This is a genomic window from Moorena sp. SIO4A5, from assembly GCF_010672005.1.
In the GTDB taxonomy this organism is placed as follows: Bacteria; Cyanobacteriota; Cyanobacteriia; order Cyanobacteriales; family Coleofasciculaceae; genus Moorena.
In genome coordinates this window covers 1-23,603 of the sequence record NZ_JAAHHZ010000098.1, presented here as the reverse complement: position 1 = coordinate 23,603, position 23,603 = coordinate 1, and the positions used below count along the sequence as shown (strand labels likewise).

General features: G+C 43.7%; 21 protein-coding genes and 3 pseudogenes. 5 read left to right on the top strand and 19 right to left on the bottom strand.

The features are described 5' to 3' along the window. Positions 1-717 (top strand): tetratricopeptide repeat protein (locus F6K57_RS24640; protein ID WP_293071297.1); only part of this gene is annotated, 717 nt, incomplete at its 5' end. A 59-nt stretch (positions 718-776) separates the two neighbouring features. Here F6K57_RS24640 and F6K57_RS24635 read toward each other — a convergent pair. The 8 genes and pseudogenes from F6K57_RS24635 to F6K57_RS24600 all read right to left on the bottom strand — a co-directional run bounded on the left by F6K57_RS24635 (position 777) and on the right by F6K57_RS24600 (position 7,369). Further along, complete coding sequence (locus tag F6K57_RS24635; protein ID WP_293071296.1) at positions 777-1,283, bottom strand: hypothetical protein; 507 nt, start codon at positions 1,281-1,283, stop codon at positions 777-779. Beyond that, positions 1,276-2,628, bottom strand: a complete 1,353-nt coding sequence (locus F6K57_RS24630) for a CHAT domain-containing protein (protein ID WP_293071295.1) — start codon at positions 2,626-2,628, stop codon at positions 1,276-1,278. The genes F6K57_RS24635 and F6K57_RS24630 overlap by 8 nt, the downstream gene beginning before the upstream one ends. After that, positions 2,625-4,574: a hypothetical protein gene (locus tag F6K57_RS24625; RefSeq protein ID WP_293071294.1), complete on the bottom strand. Its 1,950-nt coding sequence runs from the start codon at positions 4,572-4,574 to the stop codon at positions 2,625-2,627. The genes F6K57_RS24630 and F6K57_RS24625 overlap by 4 nt, the downstream gene beginning before the upstream one ends. Positions 4,575-4,869: 295 nt before the next feature. Beyond that, positions 4,870-5,856 (bottom strand): AAA family ATPase, encoded by a 987-nt coding sequence (locus tag F6K57_RS24620; protein WP_293071293.1) that lies wholly within the window; start codon positions 5,854-5,856, stop codon positions 4,870-4,872. Then, positions 5,823-6,200 (bottom strand): CU044_2847 family protein, encoded by a 378-nt coding sequence (locus F6K57_RS24615; protein WP_293071292.1) that lies wholly within the window; start codon positions 6,198-6,200, stop codon positions 5,823-5,825. Before F6K57_RS24615 ends, F6K57_RS24620 begins: the two co-directional genes overlap by 34 nt. 237 nt (positions 6,201-6,437) lie before the next feature. Then, positions 6,438-6,572 (bottom strand): annotated as a pseudogene (locus F6K57_RS24610) (IS982 family transposase); the annotation flags it as partial. 224 nt (positions 6,573-6,796) lie between these two features. Beyond that, a pseudogene (locus F6K57_RS24605) lies at positions 6,797-6,933 on the bottom strand (transposase); the annotation flags it as partial. A gap of 115 nt (positions 6,934-7,048) precedes the next feature. Then, entirely contained in the window at positions 7,049-7,369 is a 321-nt protein-coding gene (locus F6K57_RS24600) for a hypothetical protein (RefSeq protein WP_293071291.1), read from the bottom strand. 658 nt (positions 7,370-8,027) lie between these two features. Here F6K57_RS24600 and F6K57_RS42135 point away from each other — a divergent pair. Continuing rightward, a pseudogene (locus F6K57_RS42135) lies at positions 8,028-8,165 on the top strand (pentapeptide repeat-containing protein); the annotation flags it as partial. Between the two features lie 59 nt (positions 8,166-8,224). Here F6K57_RS42135 and F6K57_RS24595 read toward each other — a convergent pair. Next, complete coding sequence (locus F6K57_RS24595; RefSeq protein ID WP_293071290.1) at positions 8,225-8,632, bottom strand: hypothetical protein; 408 nt, start codon at positions 8,630-8,632, stop codon at positions 8,225-8,227. Between the two features lie 10 nt (positions 8,633-8,642). Here F6K57_RS24595 and F6K57_RS24590 point away from each other — a divergent pair, with 10 nt between their 5' ends. The 3 genes from F6K57_RS24590 (at position 8,643) to F6K57_RS24580 (ending at position 12,492) form a co-directional block, all read left to right on the top strand. Further along, a complete protein-coding gene (locus F6K57_RS24590) occupies positions 8,643-10,214 on the top strand; it encodes a pentapeptide repeat-containing protein (protein WP_293071289.1) in 1,572 nt (523 codons plus the stop codon). 427 nt (positions 10,215-10,641) lie between these two features. Further along, positions 10,642-11,295: a hypothetical protein gene (locus tag F6K57_RS24585; RefSeq protein WP_293071288.1), complete on the top strand. Its 654-nt coding sequence runs from the start codon at positions 10,642-10,644 to the stop codon at positions 11,293-11,295. 525 nt (positions 11,296-11,820) lie between these two features. Continuing rightward, complete coding sequence (locus tag F6K57_RS24580; RefSeq protein WP_293071287.1) at positions 11,821-12,492, top strand: site-specific integrase; 672 nt, start codon at positions 11,821-11,823, stop codon at positions 12,490-12,492. A 1,124-nt stretch (positions 12,493-13,616) separates the two neighbouring features. On the opposite strand, the gene F6K57_RS24575 is transcribed toward F6K57_RS24580, so the two are convergent. The 10 genes from F6K57_RS24575 to F6K57_RS24530 form a co-directional block, all read right to left on the bottom strand. Then, on the bottom strand, positions 13,617-14,054 hold the full coding sequence (locus F6K57_RS24575; RefSeq protein WP_293071286.1) for a hypothetical protein: 438 nt from the start codon (positions 14,052-14,054) through the stop codon (positions 13,617-13,619). Between the two features lie 88 nt (positions 14,055-14,142). After that, the gene (locus tag F6K57_RS24570; RefSeq protein WP_293071285.1) at positions 14,143-14,634 is read right to left on the bottom strand and encodes a hypothetical protein; all 492 of its coding nucleotides are present in this window, start codon (positions 14,632-14,634) and stop codon (positions 14,143-14,145) included. After that, entirely contained in the window at positions 14,606-15,019 is a 414-nt protein-coding gene (locus F6K57_RS24565) for a hypothetical protein (RefSeq protein WP_293071284.1), read from the bottom strand. The genes F6K57_RS24570 and F6K57_RS24565 overlap by 29 nt, the downstream gene beginning before the upstream one ends. Beyond that, positions 15,009-15,491, bottom strand: a complete 483-nt coding sequence (locus tag F6K57_RS24560; protein WP_293071283.1) for a hypothetical protein — start codon at positions 15,489-15,491, stop codon at positions 15,009-15,011. The genes F6K57_RS24565 and F6K57_RS24560 overlap by 11 nt, the downstream gene beginning before the upstream one ends. A 175-nt stretch (positions 15,492-15,666) precedes the next feature. Beyond that, the gene (locus tag F6K57_RS24555) at positions 15,667-17,190 is read right to left on the bottom strand and encodes a reverse transcriptase domain-containing protein (RefSeq protein ID WP_293071282.1); all 1,524 of its coding nucleotides are present in this window, start codon (positions 17,188-17,190) and stop codon (positions 15,667-15,669) included. 276 nt (positions 17,191-17,466) lie between these two features. Beyond that, positions 17,467-17,670, bottom strand: a complete 204-nt coding sequence (locus tag F6K57_RS24550; protein ID WP_293071281.1) for a hypothetical protein — start codon at positions 17,668-17,670, stop codon at positions 17,467-17,469. Between the two features lie 359 nt (positions 17,671-18,029). Beyond that, on the bottom strand, positions 18,030-18,476 hold the full coding sequence (locus F6K57_RS24545; protein ID WP_293071279.1) for a hypothetical protein: 447 nt from the start codon (positions 18,474-18,476) through the stop codon (positions 18,030-18,032). Between the two features lie 63 nt (positions 18,477-18,539). After that, entirely contained in the window at positions 18,540-18,743 is a 204-nt protein-coding gene (locus F6K57_RS24540) for a hypothetical protein (RefSeq protein WP_293071277.1), read from the bottom strand. 991 nt (positions 18,744-19,734) lie between these two features. Continuing rightward, complete coding sequence (locus F6K57_RS24535) at positions 19,735-23,025, bottom strand: DUF3987 domain-containing protein (protein ID WP_293071275.1); 3,291 nt, start codon at positions 23,023-23,025, stop codon at positions 19,735-19,737. Continuing rightward, the gene (locus F6K57_RS24530; RefSeq protein ID WP_293071273.1) at positions 22,977-23,192 is read right to left on the bottom strand and encodes a hypothetical protein; all 216 of its coding nucleotides are present in this window, start codon (positions 23,190-23,192) and stop codon (positions 22,977-22,979) included. Before F6K57_RS24530 ends, F6K57_RS24535 begins: the two co-directional genes overlap by 49 nt. Positions 23,193-23,603: the final 411 nt, after the last annotated feature.

Below are 23,603 nucleotides of genomic sequence, written 5' to 3'. Positions count from 1 at the left end.
CTACTGGGTCAAAACCACCCTGATGTCGCATCCAGCCTCAACAACCTGGCTTTACTGTACTATAACCAGGGTCGGTACTCAGAAGCGGAACCCCTCTACCTACAAGCCTTAGAGCTTACGAAACAGCTGCTGGGAGAACACCACCCTGATGTCGCATCCAGCCTCAACAACCTGGCAGGACTGTACTATAACCAGGGTAGGTACTCAGAAGCGGAACCCCTCTTGCAACAAGCCTTAGAGCTTATGAAAAAGCGGCTGGGAGAACACCACCCTGATGTCGCATCCAGCCTCAACAACCTGGCAGTACTGTACTATAACCAGGGTCGGTACTCAGAAGCGGAACCCTTCTTGCAACAAGCCTTAGAGCTTATGAAAAAGCGGCTGGGAGAACACCACCCTGATGTCGCATCCAGCCTCAACAACCTGGCAGTACTGTACCAAGACCAGGGTAGGTACTCAGAAGCGGAACCCCTCTACCAACAAGCCTTAGACCTAAGGAAAAAGCGGCTGGGAGAAAACCACCCTGATGTCGCATCCAGCCTCAACAACCTGGCAGTACTGTACCAAGACCAGGGTAGGTACTCAGAAGCGGAACCCCTCTACCAACAAGCCTTAGAGCTTACGAAACAGCTCCTGGGAGAGAATCATCCCAACACCCAAACTATTTTACGTAATTTAAACAGGTGCGATTCGTTGACTAGAAACCTTGCCCTATGAGGGTCTGGGGGGATTAGTCGCAAGGCAAACGAACCTTGGCAACTTGATCAAAAAATATCCTAGCTTGACATACCAAGCATTTCAGCCTGTTTCGTCGCCCCGTCAGTATAACTACCCAGTCCCTTCATTATCCAATTTGTGATCTTACTAACAGTTTGAACTTCTTCGTAATCAATGACGAGTTTGGGACTATCGTTAGACTGTTGTCTGACTTGCACCTTGTCCAGACGCAGCACTCTAATTGGCACACCCCAACGATTAACCAAAATTATCTTTATCTTCCCTTCCATCTCTATCTGTGCTGCTTTCAGAAGAAATTTAGCAGGACCATAACTTCCCCCAAAGCGGTGTAGCACTATTGTTGCTTCCCCCACAGGCTTGCTACTAAACAGAGGGGAAGTCTCCAGCATACAGTGGACAGGATACTCCTCCTCCTCGTAGTGCCACTCGCTATCTTTAGATAGTTGCAAGTCAATGGTCATCAGGTAATTTTTACCCACCTGCGCTTTACGGGGATAGCTAATCATCGGCTCCACAGATATAGGTAGATGCCGATTTTCATACATTAGTTTGTCCTCCTGTTTGAGGAAATCGGAGTACGGTCATCGGGTTACCATAGTAGATATACATGAAAGTAAAAAGAAACAAACGCTCAGTTTCGTCATCTTTCCGTTTTCTATAAATTTCAGCAACCTGCTTTCTCATATTTCGGAAAATAGCAGCCACAGAAAGCTCTGGGCAGCGCTGATATTCCTCAAAGAAATTATTACTAACTTTTACTGCGTATTGATCTAGAACTTTACCGAGAGTGCCAATTACCCCTTTAGCTCCTCTTTCTAGAAAAAAGGTTGCAAACCCCGTGCGATAATTTTGACTCATCATATTATCTTTACCCAAACGCCCCGAATGACAAGCGTTCAGAAAAACAATACTGGGGCAGGCTTTGAAACAATCAAAATCATACTTGTTAATTCTTTTGAGCGATATCTGGTTTTTTCTATTTTCTTCTCCAATACTCGTTTGATAAATATCCTCGTCAAAAAAGCCATGGCTGGCAATGTACACTAAGCTGATTCTAGAACGGACTTGTTCTAAGTAATTCAGAAACTTATGAGGATTATCATGACAAGTCGCATTAAACTGATTCAGGGTTAAGATTTCTTCTTTAACATTGTTTAAAGCTGTGTTGGTGTAAGCAACTATATCTCCTGAACAATCTTCTCGCTTAAACTCTAGATTTAATAAATTGTTATTTTCATCCCAGCATTCTGGATTATCAATATCTTGCCAACGTACAGTAATGAACGATGCCCCTAGATAATGAAATGTTTTTTGATTCTCTTCATTTTTTTCTTGCCATTGCAACATTTCCCAAGGAATTTCCAAATTTGTCTTGTCATTGATGATGACATATGACAATTGTTGCTGGAAAGATTTGAGTTTTTTTTGCAAGTAAATTAGCCATTTAATAAGTTGGCGTGCTTCAGGTCTTTTCTGAGAATATAATCTCATCACCCCCGGAAAATCCCGTAACTTTCGTAACTGTTCTTTTTGGTCTTTTCCTTGCATCTGTAGGCTAAAGGATATGGGTAAGGTTGGTGGATCATTATCACCTATGTCTAGCATTTCTTGGATAGAATTAAATGCCCGCACGCGGTACTTCCCACCTTCATCGACTACATAAAAAATAACTACTTCGTTCCTGAGCTTTGCATCAAGCTTGGCAGAAAAACTAATATTGTAAATGTGATTATCTTTAGTTAATTCTTCTTCCGTCGTTTTTATATACCCTGCTGGTAAGTTTCTTGCTTCTTCTTGCAACAGTTCGTCTGCTGACATTCCGTCAGAGAACAAATCTTGCTTCTGTGGGTTTGTACTGGCCGTTATGTTCTGGATTAATTTATTCGTCACGGTTCCAACTCCCATGTTTCCTGCTGGGGAATTAAAACAACTTTCGCCCCTAACGCCTTAGCCAGTTCTAAGGGTAACTCAGGGTATGCTCTGGACTGGGGATTTAGCAGCAGCGTCTGTACATTATCCAAACTTGCAATAGCTTTAGCGATGTTTAAAGCATCTTCAATGCCTTGTCGTTTAATATTCTGTGGTTTGCGATTAGAGCGACTAGCTTCAAGAGGCACATTACCCCGCCCATCACTTATCACCACCAGTACTACCCGCTGCACGATGCTGCGACCGTGTTGCAGAGCATGACGTAAAGTCTGCAATGCCAAATCCAACCCATGAGCTAGAGGAGTCGCCTTACCCCCTTTAACCTCAATTGCGTCACTAATACGAGGAGTTAGGATACTTTGTGCCATCACCTTTTCGGCTTGTAACTCGTGAAGTGCATCCGCCGATCCCACACGAATCAGGCAAATACTAGCCCGTTCCACATATGCCCAACTGAGGTAGGGCAACAAAGCTTCGTGCCACTTGCAATTTTTCAAACATGTGTGATCAAGTACCAACATCAGCATTTGCTCTGCTATAGGCGCTCTCCGATAGCTATACAAATCTGTGGGTGACAATATTAATCCAATATTAGCTGTTCCTACTGTTTTTTGACGTATCGGTTGAAATTTTGCTGCTTCTAACAATGTCCTCACCAAAGCAAGATCCTGGGCAGTTGTCGCTTTTTTTACACCAACAATCGGACCGCGAGCTACAGTCTTTGAGCGAAAACGACGGATGGGAAACTTAAGGGAAGCCGCTTCCCGCTTAACAGGTGCTTTATCCTCCGGGTAAGGATGGATTGGTAAATTATAAGAAATACTAAGTGTCAATGACGTGGATGGCAAGGCTTCTGATTTATCCGACTCGTACACGAGTACTTTAACCGTGGATAACTGCGAATGCTCTGTTGCAGAAGATTTTGCGCCACCCCTAGTGTTGGAAAGTTTGTTGGGTGCTGGAGTGTCAGGCACATTTGTGTTCGCTAATTTTTCGGTCTGCTTGGCAACTGGTTTTAAGCCAATCATCCGTGCTACAGCATTGACGTGTTCTGCTGTCATTTCGGCTGCACCCTTCAATCGTGCATTTGCTAGAGATAGTCGTGCTAAGGCTATTTCCCGGCGATGACTGTACACTTCCAACGTTGCAGTATAATTTAAGATGCGGCTAAGAGCTTGAACAGTAATTTTTGGACGAACTTGTAAAGCCTGTTTCAGAAGTTGACTAATTTCGCCCGAGAGAGGCTCTAAATGCGTTTGTTTGACTGAGTTTCGCTCATTAAGCAATTCTAGCATTTCCGTCACTCTATCGGTGCTTCTTGTTATCTGCCCGCTGAGCCGTAAGGCAAAGCGGTCTAGCAGATGGGGAGATACCATTCCCACTTCTTGACTGGCACAGCCTGCCATCCAGCAGAGATTCGGTTGCCATTGCAAATGGTGTCCGTGACGCTCTAAATGTGCCACATCTGCCCCCATCAGTATTACACAAGCTCGTGCGGCTGCAAGGCTTAACTTGGTCAAGTCGGGAATGACAACTATTGTGAGACAGGTATCTTGCTTGTCATTGGCAAGCCCCACTACCCTATGAGGATTTCTCATCTGTCCCACTGTCAGCAACCCCCGTTCCCATTGAAAGGGTTGTTCCTCTGACTCGCCACTCAATTCCAAGCTTCCCCACAGGTTATCCTCGGATTCATAGTTTGCCAAAGTTACCAATTCAACCCGATCTCCGGTGACTGCCTCTAGCATCTGAGCTATGTTTTGAGCTGCTAACTGCAACGATTGTAGTGTAGTATCGAACACCAAAATACTCCGAAGTTTTGGAGTTATGGCAGCACAAGCAAATGCTAACGTAAATGAATCATCGAATGGATTTTGGATTTTGGATTTTGGATTTTGGGTTGACATGGGAGGCTTGAAGGAGTTAGCACATCAGTGCTGAAAAGCTTAAGAGGATTTTGATATAGCAATTCTATGAGTTGTGAGGTACACAATGTCTGGATTTTAGGGAACAGGGAACAGGGAACAGGGAACAGGGAAGACATAAGAAGGAATAGGGATGCCCTGCATTACAACAGGGAATCAACGTCAAGAATACTGTACCTCATGAGTCCTATAAACGCTATAAACCGTTAATTTATACTAATTCTCCCCCTGTTGAGGTATTGAAATCGGAAAACCAAAAATCTATAATATAGGATTATTAATCACTGCTAAGAGTTTTCTTGACTTGCTGCTTATCTTCATCCTTCCACTGCATTTGATTGCTCTGGAGAGCTTCTGGGCGACGGTGTAGCAGTGCTAATGCAGCCACCGCTTCTACATGGTCATTTGTAACTTCTTTTGCATCCTTACGCGCCGCATAAGCACGAGCTGCCAAGGCGATGATGTAGTCAGCCCGGTTCCCTTCAGCCTGGAAAACCACTGCTAGCCTAACGCAGTTTCTGGCAATATTTATCGGCATTTTAACGCTATAAAAATTATGACGTGCTTTTTCCAGTTTTGCTTTGCGCTCCCTGTCTCTTTCTAAGGCTTTATCAATATAAAGTGATGATTGACCCGCTTTTAGTTGGGACAACGCCTCATCGAAATCCAAAACGGTTTGCAAAATTAACGTACGCTCAGCTTCATTTGTTTCTGCTGTCACATTCACCATTAAACCAAAACGATCCAGTAACTGAGGTCGTAGCCCCCCCTCTTCTGGGTTCATGGTGCCAACTAGAGTAAAGAAAACTTGCTTTTGTTTACTTCTTCCTTCCCTCTGCACAACCAGCATTCCAGTCGAAGTGACATCGAGAATAATGTTCGCAATATAGTCATCTAGTAGGTTGACTTCATCGATGTAAAGCAAACTGCCATTAGCTTCTTCCAGCAATCCTTTTTGTTCAACAGGGTTACTCCGCATCAATTCATCAATTCGCCAACCTCCCACAACTCGGTCTTCTGTGGCATTTATTGGCAGAGTGACGGGGAGGCAGCCATACATCATCTGAGTAAACGCCCGCACTGCTGTAGACTTAGCTGTACCACGCTGTCCGCTGAGCAATACACCACCCAAACGAGGGGCTATGTAAGCCAGTTCCAGCGCCAACTTTAGCTGGTCTTGGCCAACAATTAAGCTGTAGGGCAATATCTGAATTGGGGATTTTTCATTTACTAGGGTTGTGTAGGAGTTTCTTTCAGTGTCCATTTCATTGTGACTTCCATCTGTGCCTCTGCACCCAATTTAACGAGGATTGGTACACCTGCTTTAGAATCCAGCTTAATTGCCAGTTTGATCTCGAATTCATTGGGTTTGACATCATGACTCATCTTATTGAGGCTGTGGACAGTTTGCACAGCACAGCTACGAGATAAAGCCAAACCCTTTCCAAATACATCTCCCACAGCTTGTACAACTTTTTCTGCTGTACTATCTCGAAAGATTTCATCATCATCATCGTCATCATCAACTGAAGGGGGAATATCATCTACCTCAATATAGATATCAATTGGCTCACCATCAACTACGTTTGTACTTTTGATAATTGGCACAGATCCTTACCCGATTTGATTGTAATTTTTAGAAATATTAGACCTCTTGCAAAAATATTTTGAATTGTAATGGTAAATTTTGTGAAAATCAGCTAAATTGTATACTACGCTTATACACAAAGAGATTACAAAGCAAGTTTGTTAGTCTTAAGCGCAGGCTAAATAAAAAGTTTTGCAATTTTTTATTATACCACGAAAGACTTTTGCAAGAGGTCTATTGTTATTTTAACGTCAGTTTTAGTTAAGTGGAAGAGGTAATAATTTTTGGCGGAGGGAAGGCTTTTTTGTCTGGTGGCAATAGGCAATCAGCCCACCCAACAGATTAATCATAAAATTGACAGGACTGCGATGACAGGTGTGCTCAATCTGAGCTGAGGGGGTGACATGAGCCCTGAAAAGCTTACTAGATAAGGCTTTGATGCCAGTTATCTTAGCCAAGAAAAACTCCCAAATTGACCCTCGATTGATTTAATGGCAAGCTAAAACCCTTATAACTACGTCCAAGGTCAGCCCAAAACACCATGTATTTTTTTTTAAACATATCGGCTGAATGTATTACCCAGTAAGGATTTCAGCTTGCATGTCACCCCCTCAGCAATCTGAGAAATGTTCTTCAACTGGTCGAGGATGGTCAAGGGTAATGCTTCGCTTGCGGAGCATTACCCTTGTCCCACAACGGCAGGAATCGGTTCTTTATGTTTTTTTTCAACGGGGTAATCAACTGAAACCCTTTGACGGGGATTAACGCCTATTTGGGGGATTATCGGTATTTTAGATGAATCCCAACAGGTAACACCACATCTAATGCCATGTGCCATCCCGCTTGGTCTACCACCAGTAACACTCGTTTATTCAAACCCCATTGAAATTCTCGGGCAAAATCTGCTAATACAAGGGTTGAACAGTTGTGTATTCACTTTTGGCAAAAGCCACCAATAGGTTTCTCCCGACTCCGGGTGAACAAAAGCATAGACCCATAACCATTGATATTGATGTTTGACCTGGGCAATCGGTTGGTCACCATCTTGTGTCCAGACTCGACGCATCACTGGCAGTAGCCCCTCTCCGATGTTCGTCCATTCCCTGCTGTTGGCGGGAGTTCGGAAGTTTCCTGATGTTGGGGTAATGGGACTATAGCGCGATAACCCATGTCCCGAAGATATTCCCATCCTCGATAGCAGAGAACAGGAAAGATGCCCGTTCCACTACCCTGCTAGTAAACCTGAGATTGTTATATAGCTGAAATTACTAACCAGTAAGGACTTCAGATTGCATGTCACTCTCCATGCATAAATCTTTAAAGAGAAAATGATAAATCTTTATAGTTACATGCAATATTGCCATGGCTGGTGAGGTATATCTAAGTTTTAGAAGATACTAGATATCTTCTAAAGGGAGCAGGTCAATTTTGTAAGAACACTTGAACTACAAACGCTTGAACTACAGTGTTTTCGGGGCTTCAGTAGCAGTTATGAGTTATTTTGGTACATTTGTTCTGCGCATTTGACATGCTCCCTCTTCTAAAATCCATTCCTCTTTTTAATCAATTGAGGAAAATATCACTAGATGAGTTTTTTTTTTGATATTTAGATGTGTTTATTAATTTTTAATGAGTAGCTTAAATTAGCTTACCCCCTTAAATAGCAAGGGATTTAATAAACGAAAACTATATTTTTAGTGCCATTGCTTTTATAAATTAATCAAACTCTTACTAAATAAGGTCTATAGGTATTATTTTAGGATAATTTATCTTAGCCATACTAGGATAATTTTTAAGATTTTTTTTCTGAATTAATAATATAGCTAATAACTTCACGTCTATGTACTATGAAAGCCAGTGAAATTGTAAATAAATATGCCCATGGGCAAAGGAATTTTAAGGGTGCAGATCTCCGAGGTTTGTCTTTTAAGGGGAGAAATTTATCGGGAGCTAATTTTAGAGGTGCAGATATTCGAGGGACAAATTTTACACAGGCTAATTTGAGGGGAGCAAACTTCAGTAAAGTTAAGACAGGGCTACAACTTCACTGGAAAATTATTATAATACTTTTGTCATTGTTATTGTCAGGAATAGCCGCATTTGGTTCAGCTTTCTCTGGTATTATTGCAGTTGATTTTCTGGTTTTTACAGTTAGAAGTAATGAATACATTGTTGGAAGTAGTTTGATATCCCTTGTTCTAGTGGGAGTCTTCCTGATTGTTACCCACTTCCAAAATCTAGTATGGGCTTTAGGAGCTAGTGCTGTAGTCGGTGCAACAGCTATAGCTATTACTGCTGCTTTAAATATAATTAACGGGATTATAGCTGGAGCTGTTGCTGGGGTTTTTACAGCAGTGACAATGGCTTTCTCTTTTGCCTTAGGTATATCCCTAAATTTGATTATAATTTTGACCAAACCTACTGCCGCAGTTCTGACTTTGATTACATACATGATTGGGACTGTGGCTGGATACAAAGTGGGGTTAGATGTGAATAATGCCAACTCTGATGTCCAGTTTAATGATTTACATATAGCGATTTCCATATATCTAGCCCTAGTTGGGGCTTTATTGGGTGGATATAATGGTAGACTAGCGTTAAGGGAGGACAATAGATTTGTTTTTATTCGTTCGATTGCTATTACCTTTGCTGCTATCGGAGGCACTAGCTTCCTGGGTTCTGATTTAACGGATGCCGACTTTACTCAAGCCGTGCTCAAAAGTGCAAATTTTCAAGCGAATCTGACTCACACTTGCTTTAATAATGCCCAAAAACTTGATCAAGCCAAAGTCGGAGGAACTTACTTGGAAAACCCTGATGTACGCCAATTGGTGATTACAGGAGAAGGACAAGAGAAAAACTTTGACCATGGTAACCTAAGAGGAGTTAACTTAGCCAGAGCCAATCTTGTAGGTGCTAACTTTATTGGGGCAGATCTCAGTAAAGCAAACTTGCAAGATGTTGACTTATCCAGGGCAAAATTAGTCCAAGCCCAACTAGACAAAACAGATTTTACTGGCGCAACCTTAACAGGGGCATTTATTGAAGATTGGGGGATTACCAGCCAAACTAAATTCAATGGGGTAAGGTGTGAGTATGTGTTTATGCGATTACCCACCAAAAAAGATCCTGACCCTTGGCGCAAACCAGATAATAGGAATGAGGTGTTTAATGATGGAGAATTTGGTGATTTCATCAAACCCATAGTTGACACCCTTGACCTATACCATAGTCAAGGCGTTGATCCCCGTGCGATCGCTATTTCCTTTAAGCAGTTAGCAGAGAAAAATCCCGATGCAGAACTGAGGATTGCGGGAATGGAAGTAAAGGGAGAAGATAAGTTTTTACTCCGTGCTAAAACTGCACAGGAAGCTAACAAATCAGAATTAAGTGCAGAATATTTTGAAATTTATACTCAAGTTAAAGCTCTAGAAGAAAATAAAGTTCAAGTTTTAATGGCAGAAAAAGATAGCAGAATTAGTAGTTTAGAAACTATGGTAAATACGGCTTTAAAGAAGCCTAATTATTATACAAATACACAAGTAGAACAGGTAGGTATTATGACAAACAATCCCGGTGGATTTTCCGTTGGTGGTTCTGTTGATGGCAATATCAACAATGTTCAAGGTAACAATAACCGCACCATTAAATCTGACAATAACCAAGGTGTTATTGGCGACAACAACCAAGTAACCCAAAGTCAAGGTACTACATCACCCCAAGAACCGCTAACAAAAGAGCAGGTTATTGAGTCATTCATAGAACTGGATAAATTAGTACAAGGGGCAGAACTACCAGAGGATACCAAAGAAGAAGTAATTATGTATCTTGGTGCCGCAAAAAAAGCCACAGAAAAAGAAAAACCGAAGAAAGAAACCGTACTCGCCAACCTCGAAAGTGTGGCAGAAACCCTCGAAACAGCTAGTAGAAAAGTTGATGCAGGTAAAACTCTCTGGGACAAAGCCAAACCTATCATTCTTCAAATAGCAGATTGGTTTGGTGCTGCTGCTGCTTCACACATTATAGGTTTGTAGAACTAACTTATAAGCCAGTCACCTGATCAGAATTCTGGCTCACAACAGCCTGATGTGAATTTATCGGCTGAGCATCAGGCTGAAGATTTTAAAAACATTGAAATGCGGACTTTTCAAGGTGATGGCAACCGGGTTATTCAGGGAGACCAGAACCGAGCAGTTCAGAGTGATGGCAATCACGTAATTTAAGGGGATCACAACCAAATTAGCCACACCCTTTAATCCTTTGCATGTATGTTTTACACGCACGGAGTGACCACGATTGCACAATATTCAATAGATCTATCCAAACCAAAAATATCTCAACGGAATGAATATAGCGGTTTCTAGCCTAATTACCGATTCCCAATTTCCTATTCCCTCTACATAGATATAAAATGTTCAGTGGACATCCGGTGGACATCCGGTGGACATCCGGTGAATGGTTATGAATCAGGAAATAGACAAAATCCCGGTTAAGGATTTACAGAGCCGATATAACATAGGTCGCAGCGCCCTTTATGAGCGATTCAAACATGCCAATATCAAACCCAACAAAGAGGGAACTCGTTCTTTTGTGTCAGGTGAACAGCTTGAGGAGTTGGATCGCTTGCACAACCATTTGGAAAGGGATGGGACGTTTGAAGACTTTGAGACATTATTGACCCAAGAGTTTACCGAAAACAGTCAGGAAGCTATCTCCCTGAACAGTTCACCGGACAGTCCAGTGGACGTTCACCGGACAAGTTCTTGGGAGGTTGAACGGGAACCATTAGAGGTGTTAATCGATGCGATGAAGCAAAGTTTCCGCTACGCGATCACTTACGGTGCCTCTCTGCCTAATGCCGGAAAACCTGTGACAGTAATCGACCGCCATCAACAGCTGAAAGTTGCTGCTGAAGAGGGCTGGCTACTGACAACTTTGGAGGTGAAGGAACTTATTGGGGTTAAGCCTCAAGCCGGAAAGGGTGAGAATAAGTATACCCGAGGCTCATGGACATTCATCAAGTCTGGAAAAATTGGACGAGGAACTGCTTGGAGAGTAGAACGAAGCATGTCCCCAGAGAACAGGATGAAACGGATTGAAGGACTTCCGGATTGACCTTAAAATGTCAGAATGATTTTGAGATTGATTTTGTCTTTTTGTCAGCGATGAAGCGTTCGCTTCCGCGTGGCCTACGGCCTCAGCTTCCGCGCTTGAGCGATTAGCCCGAAGGGCGTTGGCTAGCGAACGCTTATTGATATCAAGGTCTGGGTTTATTAGAACCCTTCCCCTTAGGCTTATTTTGTTCCTTTGATGACTTGTTTAGCAATTCGCTCGCTGTTTTTCCTGTCAATATCAAGTAGTTAGCTCGTTGATTTTCATCAAAGAACGCGAAGGCAGTCGATACGGCAAACATTACAATTACTACTAGTGTTTGAACCTTCTCTTGGAAGGTTTGATTTTTCTTTAGCATCAAAATTATTTCCTCTAAAATAAAGTCAATAATTATGTGACTAGTAGTTGTTGAATTTGAGCTTTCCAAGGTTCGGATAATACTACTTAACGATTGCAAAAAAAATATATTTGACCAGGGCACACCAAAGTTGTTCAATAAATAGGCAGGGGTGTATTGAGGCGTGCGGCATGAAAATCGACCGCCATGGCCAGGCAAAGATATTAACAGCAGAGGAAATCCAGCTCCTGTTCAACGAAGGGGCAACCCTTAACCCGCCACGAGACCGGGCACTGTTTGCCGTGATGCTCTACACTGCTTGTCGGGTCAATGAAGCGGTGACCTTAAGAATAAGGGATGTTTACGATCGCAAAGGTTCTGTTCGCCCCGTTGTCCTATTCAGGAAAGGGAACACCAAAGGTAAGCTTGCCACCCGGACCATCCCAGTACTAGAAGATCTGCGGAAACACTTAACGGACTACCACCCTCCTTCATGGGGAAACTATCTATTCCCTGGAAGGCATGGAAAAGGGCATCTCACCTCAGATGCCGCCAGCTGGATCCTTCGGGAGGCTTGCAAGCGTGTGGATATAGAAGGGGTCAGTACTCATAGTTTCCGCAGGACAGCACTCACCCAGTTAAGTAACGCAGGAATCCCTCTGCGGGTAATCCAGGAAATATCCGGGCATCGGACATTGGATGAGTTGTACAAGTACTTGGAGGTGCGACCCGAGCAAGTAAGGGGGGCTATCAGTGCCTTGTCAATGCTTAGTCCGGTTTCCTCCGCCGAGCCAACTGAACCTGCGCCGGATTACACCGTTAAATCGGCGTTTACCGATGTAAGTAATACTTCTGAACCATAAGCGACTCGAAAGTCCAGATGGCGTAAGCCTCCATCGGTAAATGTGTTTCCCCTGGGGCTACTCGATTCGGTAGTCTGTGAAGACTAGATTATTGCTTTCCGGAAGGCAATAAAGCAATTTATAGTGAATTACCTGAGCCTATAAGCCAGAGCTGAAAAGTGTTTTAAGTGACAACTATCTTTCCCTAATCATCAACGTTTTCCGGAAAGTGTATTGTTGATATGTCCTATGAATTTCGGCAATATTAGAAAGCGATCGCGACAAAATCGGAATAAAATGTACCCCTTTTTAAAGCCTTACCAGCCTGGGTTTCAGCCATTTTCTTGTTGCAGAACGTATCCCCTTTGTAGTCCGCCATTGGCCTGGAGTTTGGCTATTTTCTTGACAGCTTTTGTCCCCACCCTTTAATTAAAGGGGCGTAACTGGGGATTTTGGCTGCGTCTTTTTGTTATCTTTGCAGGAGGTTTCGATAAAAGGGGACAAAAAAGAACAGTGTGGATTCTCCCCGTAAGTCAACTTAATACCGAGGGTCGGTGATAAACTTTTATCACCCAAGCTGACTTGGTCTTTGTCTTCCACAATAGGACTCATTAGAAGATGCGTCGATAACCACGCAAGGTCAATGAAAAACAGTCTTCATATTCACAAAAACATTTTTACTCATTTGGGAGCAAAAATCAAAGTCATTGTCAAGCACCCTAATACGAGGGTCAATTTATAATCGTGTAAGCCTTGCTGGGTATGCGATTAACCCCTAATACTAAGCAAAAAATAAAAACCTTCAATTAATGTTATAAGAAGTAACATACTCTACCTATTGGTTCGGATGCTCCATTTCGGAGTCGTGAGAAACTCTCCAACAAAAGTTTGAAAACCTTTGTTGGAGAGTTTTTCGGACCCGTTCCCGCGAGGATTTCGTATTTGTCGCGATCGCTTTTTGTCCCAATTTACCGCAACTAACCGCAGTTATCAGGGAGCTGGCTGAAGTTTTGATAGGGATTTTGAACACAAGGGGTCGATTAGTTGCGGTTAGTTACTTCTTGCTCAAAAATGGACAACAAAAAGACACCGTGGACAATTCCGACTGTGTCTTTTTGTTGCTTTATCGGGCGTTAAAGACCGGATTAAACGCCTCGGAAAGTGTAATCAAAATTGTTCCAGTAATCCCAAAAGGCACCCCATCCGTCTTCCGGAGGGAATTCTTCCTCATCTTCAGGAAAAATGGAAAATAGCAAGTCATTGCTGTTCGTTTCTTCTGCCCATTTAATTAAACATTCACGAGTCAATCTTACAAGAATCCTTTGCTTCCCCTGCTTTGTCAAGTAGTCCTGTCCTTCAGTAAACTCAAGTGAATACAAACCCTTGAGAGCCTTGCCTTCACTTTTATAACCCAAGGCGAGGTAAGCGTCTTCTAGGAGGATAGGGAAAGGGGTATTGGCATTCAGGTATTGAAGAGTAACTCGTTTGATTGCCTTGTCAATCTTTACCTGCCTCCGTTCAAACTTCCGCTGTAATCGCCTTTGTTCCTTGTCGGCTTTCCGTTTTTTCTTCCTTTTAACCATAAAAATAAAAAAAACCGCTACCTCTCTAGGGTAACGGTCTCTATACTTAAGTAAAGTGCAAGATACCAAAATTATACTTTTAGCTTTTTCACTTTAATTCTTCAAGCTGCTGTTCAATATATTGAATATTTTTCAACAACCTTTCATTGCTTCCTCCCCTAGTCGAAAAGTTGTGCCCAATATATGTTAAAACACTATGAGGAGAATTTTGTACTATTTGAAAAAGAGCCTTTGCTTCTTTTTCGGAACTAAACCCTTCATCACTCGCATTGTTGAGCCAGCTTTTAGCTTTCTCCTTGTCGCCCAATACAGCATAGCACTTCCCCAACAACAGAGCGGTAGTAGGTTCCATCGTTTCCCTGTAATTGATATCTAACAATGCTATCGCTCTTCGGTAGTCACAGATAAGGGGATTTGGCTTATCTATCAATCTAACAGCAACATCGTGCCAAGTCTCCCCATCTTCCAGGCAATACTCGGTAGTGGTGTCGATTTTTAATGGAGCAAAATTGTGATGGTCAGAAATGAATATTTCAGTGATTTTGGCAGTCTTAGTTGTCTTCATAAAATAAGAAATCAAGGTTTATTTTAACTAACAGTCCAGCTACTTCGTCCCTAGAGAATCTTTGATGATTGCAGCGGCTGTAAGGTACTTGGTGGGTTTGGTAGCTGCACTCCTGATCTTCTGGCACTTTAATATCTGGGCAAACTTTTTTGTTCTCAAGAAAGATGAATTCGCAGTTGTCTGTAACCCACTGTTTAATGTACTTTCGGTAAATTCCAGTTAGTTTCCACAAAACGGAAAGGTTGATAGCTAGAGTTTTCTTTGGGTTATAAGAAATGCTTTCGTTATACTTCCTGATCGAATCAAAAGCTCTTTTGAGCTTCTCGTCTTTGGCTTCTGATCCCCGGTAATTAAAAAGATCAGAGTTAGACCACTTGGTCAAGTCAAATTCATGCCGCATCGACTTCCTCCTGTAAATCGAAATCAACAATCATGCTGCGAATATCCCAAAGGTCACCGGCATACTTTCGGAAGTACTCCAGGGATTCATTTGAACAAAGCCAGAACAGTAGGGTCATGCCACGGGAAACAATTGCCTCACGAGAAAGGTTCAGCTGCCTTAATTCGGACACTATCGTTTCATGCGAGAGGGTCTCTAACCCCACCACCGCTACATGGTCGCAGGGACCGAAACGTTGACGCAACCACCGGGTAAGTCCGACTTGCCCTTGGTCGAAAAAGAACGATTCAGAAGCTTTCAGCCCACTCTCCACCTTCCGAAAGATGGGACTACGGTGCGTTACATCTGATGCGATCGCGAAAACTATGGAAGATTGCCCTTCTCCCATCTCAAACGTCTGGAACATTTCGGACACCTGCTGGTCTTCTTTTTCTTCCAGTGGTGCAGCGTACTTAGCCGGAAAGTACTCCACCCCTCCATGTTCTGTGAGATACCGGCACTGAAATAGTACCCTCCGGCCATCCTCGCTAATGGAGTATTGTGGACAAGCCTTGAGGTCTGTTACGGTCGATGCCCGGTATTATCCGGGGCACCTCCGCTCCAGAACCGTGCATGAAAGTTTCCCCTCACACGGCTCCTAGGTAAACTCAGTCTTTTGACCGGCCTTTCGGCATGCTCCAGTGTATCTGTTGATGGCAGCTTTGGTGGACTGCTAAAAGGTTCTTTTTTGACCAATTGTCGTGGTTTCCATCGACATGATGGAGATGTACAGATTCGCCTTCTAGAAACCTCAATCCACAGTGTCCACAGGAATGGTTTTGCCTTTTTAATGCGTCTGAAGTAGCATCTGAATATAACCTAGAGTTTCGGTTACTCCAGTAGACTAGGTCACCGTCATAGGGTGACTTAGTCCCCTTTACGTTCACGTGTTGGTTTTGTTTGTATCCTACTTTTGGGAATGCCTTTTTGCATAGTTCAGTTGCTCTTTGCCGACTTACTTTCTTTTCCTTTCGGAATTTTCGGTGGGCAGTATTGGCCATGAACCATAAGCTGTCCCTTGAGCTGCTCATATCACAGCTACTGTGGTAGTTTCTCCATCCGCGAACGATGGGGGCTAGCTTCTTAGCTTTTACTTTGGCACCATAATTCGAGTGGTTAACCACGGCTTTAATCTTCTGACGGATTGCTCTGTGATTTTCCTCTGAGGGAATACACGAGAACTTTCCGTCTTTTCTGACGCGAAATTTCCACCCCAGGAAGTCAAATCCGTTTGTCGCTTTGGTTAGTTTGGTCTTCTCTTCACTTATTTCCATCCCTCTTTCAGCTAGGAATTCCTTAACCTTCTGGAGGATTTTCTCAGCATTGTCTTTAGGCTTTAGAATGAACACCATATCATCTGCATATCGCAGTGACGTGTGGATGTCTTCTATTCCGTTAAGTGCCACATTTGCTAGTAAGGGGCTTACCACTCCACCTTGTGGTGTTCCCTGGTCTGGGAATTCTGGAAATTTGGCGTGAACTCCTGCTTTTAGGCATCTGAACACTCCTTGCTTAATAGCTTTAGGGGCTATTAATCTCTCCATTATTGAACTGTGGTTGATGCGGTCAAAGCATTTTTTGATGTCTAATTCTATGATGCGTTTGGTGATGCCGTTGTGGTTTGATGCTAGGTGTATCTGTAACCGCTTTTGCACATCTTGAGCGCATCTGCCTGTTCTGAATCCGTAGCTATCACCACTAAATGTGGCTTCGTGTGCTGGCTCCAGGGCGTATTTAATTAGACACTGCCATGCTCTGTCTGCTATGGTTGGTATCTTTAGCATCCGGGTCTTCCCGTTCTTTTTACGGATTGGTACTTCACGTAGTCCACTATGTTGCCAGTCGTGACAATAATGGTTCAATGCTTCAACCAGTGCCATGCGTTCTCTGTAGTTGAGGCTTGACTTTCCATCAACTCCAGCCGTCTTTTTCCCTTTATTTAGTTGGGTCACTTGTCGGACTGCCAATAGTTGTGCTGAGCGGGATTTCATGATGAGTTTTTGTAGAGACCTAGCTTTCCTCAGGTCACCTTCTCGAACTGCTTTATATACTCGCTGTTGTAGGCGGAAAAGGTTTTGGCGGAGCTTCTTCCACTGTTGGCTTTTCCAAAGGTCACTATATCTATTTGACATGTGTCTACCCATGCTCTCCGTCAGGTTTGTATACTCTGAATACCCGCCACCAGTTATTTAATGGCATCCTACCCGACAGTGGGGATTAAGTGTGGCATCACTTACTGAGGTTTCGACCGTTCCTTAGACCCATTATTGCTGTCGTTTTTACTTGTTCCATCCGTTAGATTGTTTTGGTGATTTAGGACAGTCCAATTCGCCTATTCCCTTCTCGGAGATTACAGCTATCAAAAGAAAAACGCTGTGAGAAATATAGGGAATCAAGTCTCGCATGTACTAGTCAGATTGCGGCTCCGTGGTTAGACGCTTTTTCAGGACTTTTGCTTCTGTTATCCATGTCACCTCCCCGATACCGCCAGTGTCCCACATCTGATTTAGGTCTGATTGCGGCCTGGTGCCAGCTTCGCTCTGAGTTATGCCTAGTTCTCGGCGTGGCCAAGGTAGGGAGTCACCTGTCTCCGCAGGGGGTCGGGTTTTCACCGCCATCCAAAACGGACAGTTATAACTTTTGGGGTTATCCCCCGTGAGTTACCTAAGTCATACCTCTCTAGTTTTTAGAGACTCCTACTTAGAACAAGCCGCACTCTTTTTCCACGTTCAGCAAGGCCGGAGGTTCGTCCATCCATCCGAGGAATTCTGTTGTCTTTTCGATTTTGGCGCGATGGCTTCGCGATTCGTTGATTAAATTAAATATCATGGTTGGTATCGTGGCAATTGATTGACGGAAGACGGGAAGAGCAACTCCCGTCTGTTTTGTCTTGCTTAACTATAGCGATAGAGTTTATGGCCTGAGAAACTGCGGCTTACTGCGGTTAGCTGCGGTTAACAAAAAAGGAACGTCAACGTCTTTTCTTCTTGCTAACCCCTGGGCGTCCCGGCTTTTTCCCCTTCCCTGCTACCTTTGTCGTCTTCTTTTTCTGGTCTGAGACAGAGGAGGACTGCTGTGCGAGGCGACTCAGATCAATAGTTTTAGTCTTTGGTGGCTGCTCTTTTTCTTTGATACAGCCATTCTCTATCAAGCGGTCACGCACCCAGTCGTCCCATTCTGAAGCGGTCAAATACAGGTTCTCTGATTTCTTGGATATTGCAAATCCATCAATGAACCACACCTCTCCATGAGCTTTCAATCCCGCTCGAATGTCCTGGAAAAAGGCATCCTCGTCGAATGGCTCATTTAAGAGGTCGTCATGAAAAAGTATCAATTCTGGGGTTGACTCTATTACTTGCCAAATGCGTACCCCTGGCAAGGCTTCAATATTTTTTAGTTGGTTGATTGTTGTTAGCATTGGATATTCTTGATTGATTTGTGCAAAACCTGGGGCAGTTTTTTTCCAGGTATCTATTTTTAACTACAGAACAAATTCGTAAGCGAATGGAACATCGTGCTCCTGCCCGCAATTATCGATCCAGGTACTGTAGACTTCGGTTAAGGTCGTTCGGCATTGATCCTCTATTACATCTTTCGGAGCACATCCGATTTTCCACTTAGCAAAAGTAGGGTTAGTTTTGCGAAAGTTACTGATGCGATCGCGACAAAAACAGATTCGACTCATATACCTATAGTTAATTCTCAGTATTTAGTTGTACATGTTCTCAAGGATTGTGTAAAAGTGTAAAAATAACACAAACTAAGATCGAGGCTGAGATATATAGATAGAAAGGGTTACAAGGCTTGATAAAAAAAAGTGAGTGTTGTGTGAAAAAAATATTTGTCCGTTTTTCGATCTTTTTCTTTGAAGTTAATTAGTTAATGTATTTACTCCCCAACTTTCCGGTGAAAGGAGTCCCACGTGTCCCACGTGTGACATACTCCCGACGTTGCCCTAGCGGGTCAGTGTGGGCTTCTTACCAATTCCACCCAACGGTTCGGATACTCGGTAAGCTTTGCGTCTTTTGCTTTGACACTCCCCGGTCTAAAAACACGGGGCTTTCAGTCTTGGGGAATCCCGTAAGAAGCCCACACTGACCTTGCAGGTTCAGTACGAGCCACACCTGTCCAAAGCTTTGTTACCCCAAGGATTGTGTACCTAACTAGGTCGAGTTGGAAATTCAGAGGCTCTGGCTGAATTTAAGCTGGGATCTCGATTTTACAAATCTCACACTTTTACTTTTATCTTCCGCAACCCCTTTTCTCATAAGGGTTTCACTCTTTGACTTCTTTTTTTGCTGTTTTACACTTTACACATTTTTTGAGAAGTCGAAGCGGTTTTGGTCGAGCTTCATAACTCTCGTGTCTCACCCTATAGAGGTGTACCGATCCATACCCCACCTGAGCTAGGCGGTGGAAGCTTCAACATTAACGCGAACAACTCCAGGCAATGACAGGCGCAGCAAATCTCCTCTGACCCATACGGATAAAGGGATATAGCCTCGTTAAGGGATAATGACAGGCACAGCAAATCCCCTCTGACCCATGCGTATAAAGGGATATAGCCTTGTTAAGGGATTTGGATTGGCATCAAAAGGAAGGCAGCGCAAAGCTAGGGATAGCAGTAAGGCATTCCCTTCATTTCACCTCTTCCCGTCGGATGTCAGCCTTTGGAATTAAGTATCGCGAACCCCGTCGGAATAAACAAAGACTATTACTTGATCTAAGGGCACTTCGGGAGAATGAATAAGTGGAGAATGGATTTGTCCTGGAGGACAAGTATTGAGTACCACATCTCTCCCCTCTTCGTTCTGATATCGTAGTTCCTCCACGAGATAAATCTGTGGTTCCAAAGAAATACGCTCAACCACGCATTGTACACTCTTTAGCTTCAACGGAACAGAGCCTATCTTCTTGCTTGTGTTCTCAAAGCCAATGAATTCATCAGTTAAGAGAACCGAGCTGTTGTCGTGGTCCTTGACTATCCGGTAGAGGCTCCCGGTCTTTTTAAATAAGTCAAACCTTGGATCATCGCGATCATCCTGTGGTGGTGCTTTGGCGGTTACCTGTGGCTGGCCAAAACCCTTTGCCCTGGTCTGCTGCTCCTCTGGAGGTTTTTCCAGTACCGCTACCGCTGCTTTTTGGATTGGAGGACTTTCCGGTGGTGGGCTTGGAGGATGTTGCCCTGTCACCTGCGGTTTAGATTCAGCGTTGAGCTCTTTCAGATTCTGCTGCATACTTGTTCCTTCAGGCGCACCAAAGGTGGGAGTTGCACCAGATGTTACCCCCACTAACACTGGTTCCGCGACAGGTATTGATGGGGAAATATCAAGCTGTGCTTCCTTAATCTGTTCTCGTACTTGCTGCTCAATTCCAGTATTTGGTGGGTTATCAGGAATGGGGCTTGGTGGGTTAGACCCTCCTCCATCATTGCCGTCACCTCCACTTGGGTCTTCTAAATACAAGACCTTACCAACTAGATACCCTTTACCCATGGATGCCAGTTCTTCCATCAGGATTAGAGCCTTTTTAACATTCATGCGACCTTGAATGTCCTTTGGATTACGCCAAGAGTTTGTGATATCGCGAGTGGTTATTTTTCCGGTTTTTTGGAGCTTTTTGTAGAGCTTTAATAGGGTTCCGCTGATGTTCCCGCTCCTTTGTACAAGCCCTTGGATCAATTTGATCTGATCGATGTAGTAATCAACCAATATCGCTGCCCGTTGGATAGTTCCAGCTTCTACAATATTGAGATTTTTGGACGGCTCAAAGAAGCACTCGATTCCATGCAGTACTAAGGCTAGTCGAGCTAGGTTCACCCGCATCTTGGCGTACACCTGAGAAATGGCTGGATTCGTATCTTCTTTTTGGACGAGCAGAGAGCTGAGTCGTGTGTAATGCTCATCATATAAGTCCCGAGCTTCGCAAGAAAGAGTGCTGGTTAACTGGCTGGGATTTTCTTTGTCTTGCGCATCCAGGAAGTAACTGTAAAGGCCATCCAGCATTGGATTGATATCAACTTTTGTCCTTGTTAAAACACCGAAATTCTTCGGTCTCATGTACAAGGTAGGAAGTACTCGACCAAGCATTCCGTTGGCATCATTTTTAAAGTCAAATAATTGACTGACGCGGCCAGTCTGCACTCCTCCATGAACGTTTATTGAATGGCGATTGAGGAATCTTGAGTTTTGCTCATTAACTCGATCAATGTCTCCTACAGCTAACCCATTCCAGAGTTCAAGTAATGTTTCCAGGTAAGAGTTCTTAGCCTTGGTGTAACGATCCATCGAGGAGAGTTTGAGCAACTCATCAAAGTTCTGAAGAAGTATAGAGTACTGTGGTTGTTCTCCTAGTATTCTCTCAACAGCTTCAGGGGTAGCACTACCGGTAACGAGTAACCGTCTTCTTTTGTTCCTGTTCCTGAATTCCTCTGGATCTTCTTCTGTCCCGATCGCTGCTTCTTTTTCTTCTTTCGACTTTGAATCCCAGTTATCCTGCAACCTTTTTAACTGTTTTTTTGCCTCGTTATAATCCAGGCGATAACTTTCTTCTTTGTCCCTTAGTGGCCCTAGGCTAATTCCTGCTGCTGGTGACTTCCCAGAACCGGGCCCCGCTACGGTAATAGGCCATATGATTGGGCTTTGAATGAAGGTGTTGGTTATTTTTATTGTTCGGTTCGACATCGAGGTACCAACTGCTGCCAACATTGGCTGGAAAACCATCATTGGATCTAGTCCACCACTCTTGGCCGAAGCTATAATAGCTGTCGCTAATTGCTTAGGAAGAATCGAATACAAATCTAGTCTCTTTCCCTGGGCGGTAAATAATTCGTTATTTTCGTCTCTCGTCTCGGCAACCTCAGCTCTGTAATCACGCTCTGTTTCTAGATCTTCTAACAGCGATCGCACATCAGCATTTCGCCAACCAGCTTTATTAGCGAGGTCAGAAATCTTCCCTTTTCGCTCAGCCCCAGATAGGCATGGTTCTACTATTTCAATTTGAAGAGTAAGAGCCAGCTCGCTAGATGGGATATAGGTTTTTTCAAAGCCTTTACCTCCTCTTTTCTGGTCAAACAGGTTCCCCTGTCTGACAGCTTGTGAATTTCCGATATCTTTTTCTGTCCTGATCGCTGCTAGGATTTGTTCTTTTGTTGCTCCATCCTCTACCCAGTCAACAATGTCCGCACCACCAGCGGCAGGAAGGTGATTCCATGTTCCACTTTCTGGGTAAGGGTAAAGCCATTTTCCGGGGCCTGTCACTTCTTGGATTTTTCGCATGTGCTCTATCCCTGGCTTGTCCATATCAGGAATAAAGACCAGATGTGGGTAACCCTCCAAAAACTCGTATTGCTCAGCCTGAAATCCTGAAGTCCCTCCTTTATTAGTAATTGCAACCAGCCCAAACGAATTAACGAGATCAGCACAGGGTTCCCCTTCAGTTATTGCGATCAGTTTTTCCTGCTCCATAGCCTCTATGGCCTTCTGGTAATTGAGAACCTCCCAGTCCTTGTAAGTTAAGTCCCCAAGCCCGCTAACCCAATGGCCATCACTTGTCATTCGAGACTGCCTTATCGTTTTCTCGGGATCGGTTCGCCTTACCTTGACTACTGGCCGACCCTGTTTGTCGCAGTAGATCCATTCACGGGTTTGAGCCTTCCGCTGTTTTTTCTTGGGGGCGTTGGGATCATGTTTCAGATGGTCTTGATGGACGAAGAACATTCCTTGTTGTACTCCGCCGACCTCTTTCATCGCAACATAATTTCCTACAATGTCCCCTTTCTGGATTCCAAGTTCTAAAGCTTTAGTACAGTTGACCTCTGTCCTGTGCCCGTCATGACCACAAGGTGCATCTCCCTTCCTCCCAAAGGTGGAGCAGATAGGGCATCGATCTTTTTTGGAAAAGGATTTCCAGCTTCCCATCATGCCACCTCCTGAGAAGTAGGGTTGACGTCTTGGCCAGTTTGCCAATTATTTTTTTTCTCTAACTCTAAACTCTCTGAAACCGCAGTGGACAGCAGTTCGGCTGTGTCCTTGTCTGATAATTGCGGAGTTGTTTGGGCGTTTCCGGGTTGTTCTTTTCGGGATTCTTGGTATAGCATAGGAATACAAGGACTGGGACTTGGGACTTCTGACAAAGTTCTAATAAAGTTCTTGAGTTTTTGTTTTTGTGTGTGGGTTGTTTCTCACGACTCACATGTTTCGCGAGAGATAACCTTTTTACTTAGGTATCGCGTATACCCTGATCAGAGTCACGAAAAAGCAATGATCAGCAACAACACAACTCAATCATCTGAAGTTAGTATTTTAGTTCAGATGTCACCCCCCGGTCTTTGTCGAGACGCGGGGAATTTTCGTTAAAGACTCAGTGTATTTAGTTGACCGTAAACATTGACTGAATCCGGGAACAGGGTGTTGCTCCCTGGTTGACTGACAAAAGTTCACATAGCGCGATCGGTGCAGGAATCGGTGTAGCAGCGCGCTACCCAACGGAAGACTCATTCTTTCCCAGTGATGGAAGGTGTTACCTTCTCAAATTGGCTACAAAT

What these genes read in the sequence shown, in the direction of transcription:
- F6K57_RS24585 (WP_293071288.1), top strand. Translation starts at nt 10,642, where the DNA reads ATGAATCAGGAAATAGACAAAATCCCGGTTAAGGATTTACAGAGCCGA.
- F6K57_RS24555 (WP_293071282.1), bottom strand. Translation starts at nt 17,190, where the DNA reads ATGTCAAATAGATATAGTGACCTTTGGAAAAGCCAACAGTGGAAGAAG.
- F6K57_RS24620 (WP_293071293.1), bottom strand. Translation starts at nt 5,856, where the DNA reads ATGGACACTGAAAGAAACTCCTACACAACCCTAGTAAATGAAAAATCC.
- F6K57_RS24565 (WP_293071284.1), bottom strand. Translation starts at nt 15,019, where the DNA reads ATGCGGCATGAATTTGACTTGACCAAGTGGTCTAACTCTGATCTTTTT.
- F6K57_RS24575 (WP_293071286.1), bottom strand. Translation starts at nt 14,054, where the DNA reads ATGGTTAAAAGGAAGAAAAAACGGAAAGCCGACAAGGAACAAAGGCGA.
- F6K57_RS24625 (WP_293071294.1), bottom strand. Translation starts at nt 4,574, where the DNA reads ATGTCAACCCAAAATCCAAAATCCAAAATCCAAAATCCATTCGATGAT.
- F6K57_RS24545 (WP_293071279.1), bottom strand. Translation starts at nt 18,476, where the DNA reads ATGCTAACAACAATCAACCAACTAAAAAATATTGAAGCCTTGCCAGGG.
- F6K57_RS24580 (WP_293071287.1), top strand. Translation starts at nt 11,821, where the DNA reads ATGAAAATCGACCGCCATGGCCAGGCAAAGATATTAACAGCAGAGGAA.
- F6K57_RS24635 (WP_293071296.1), bottom strand. Translation starts at nt 1,283, where the DNA reads ATGTATGAAAATCGGCATCTACCTATATCTGTGGAGCCGATGATTAGC.
- F6K57_RS24600 (WP_293071291.1), bottom strand. Translation starts at nt 7,369, where the DNA reads ATGGGAATATCTTCGGGACATGGGTTATCGCGCTATAGTCCCATTACC.
- F6K57_RS24595 (WP_293071290.1), bottom strand. Translation starts at nt 8,632, where the DNA reads ATGTATGTAATCAAAGTCAGAACTGCGGCAGTAGGTTTGGTCAAAATT.
- F6K57_RS24540 (WP_293071277.1), bottom strand. Translation starts at nt 18,743, where the DNA reads ATGAGTCGAATCTGTTTTTGTCGCGATCGCATCAGTAACTTTCGCAAA.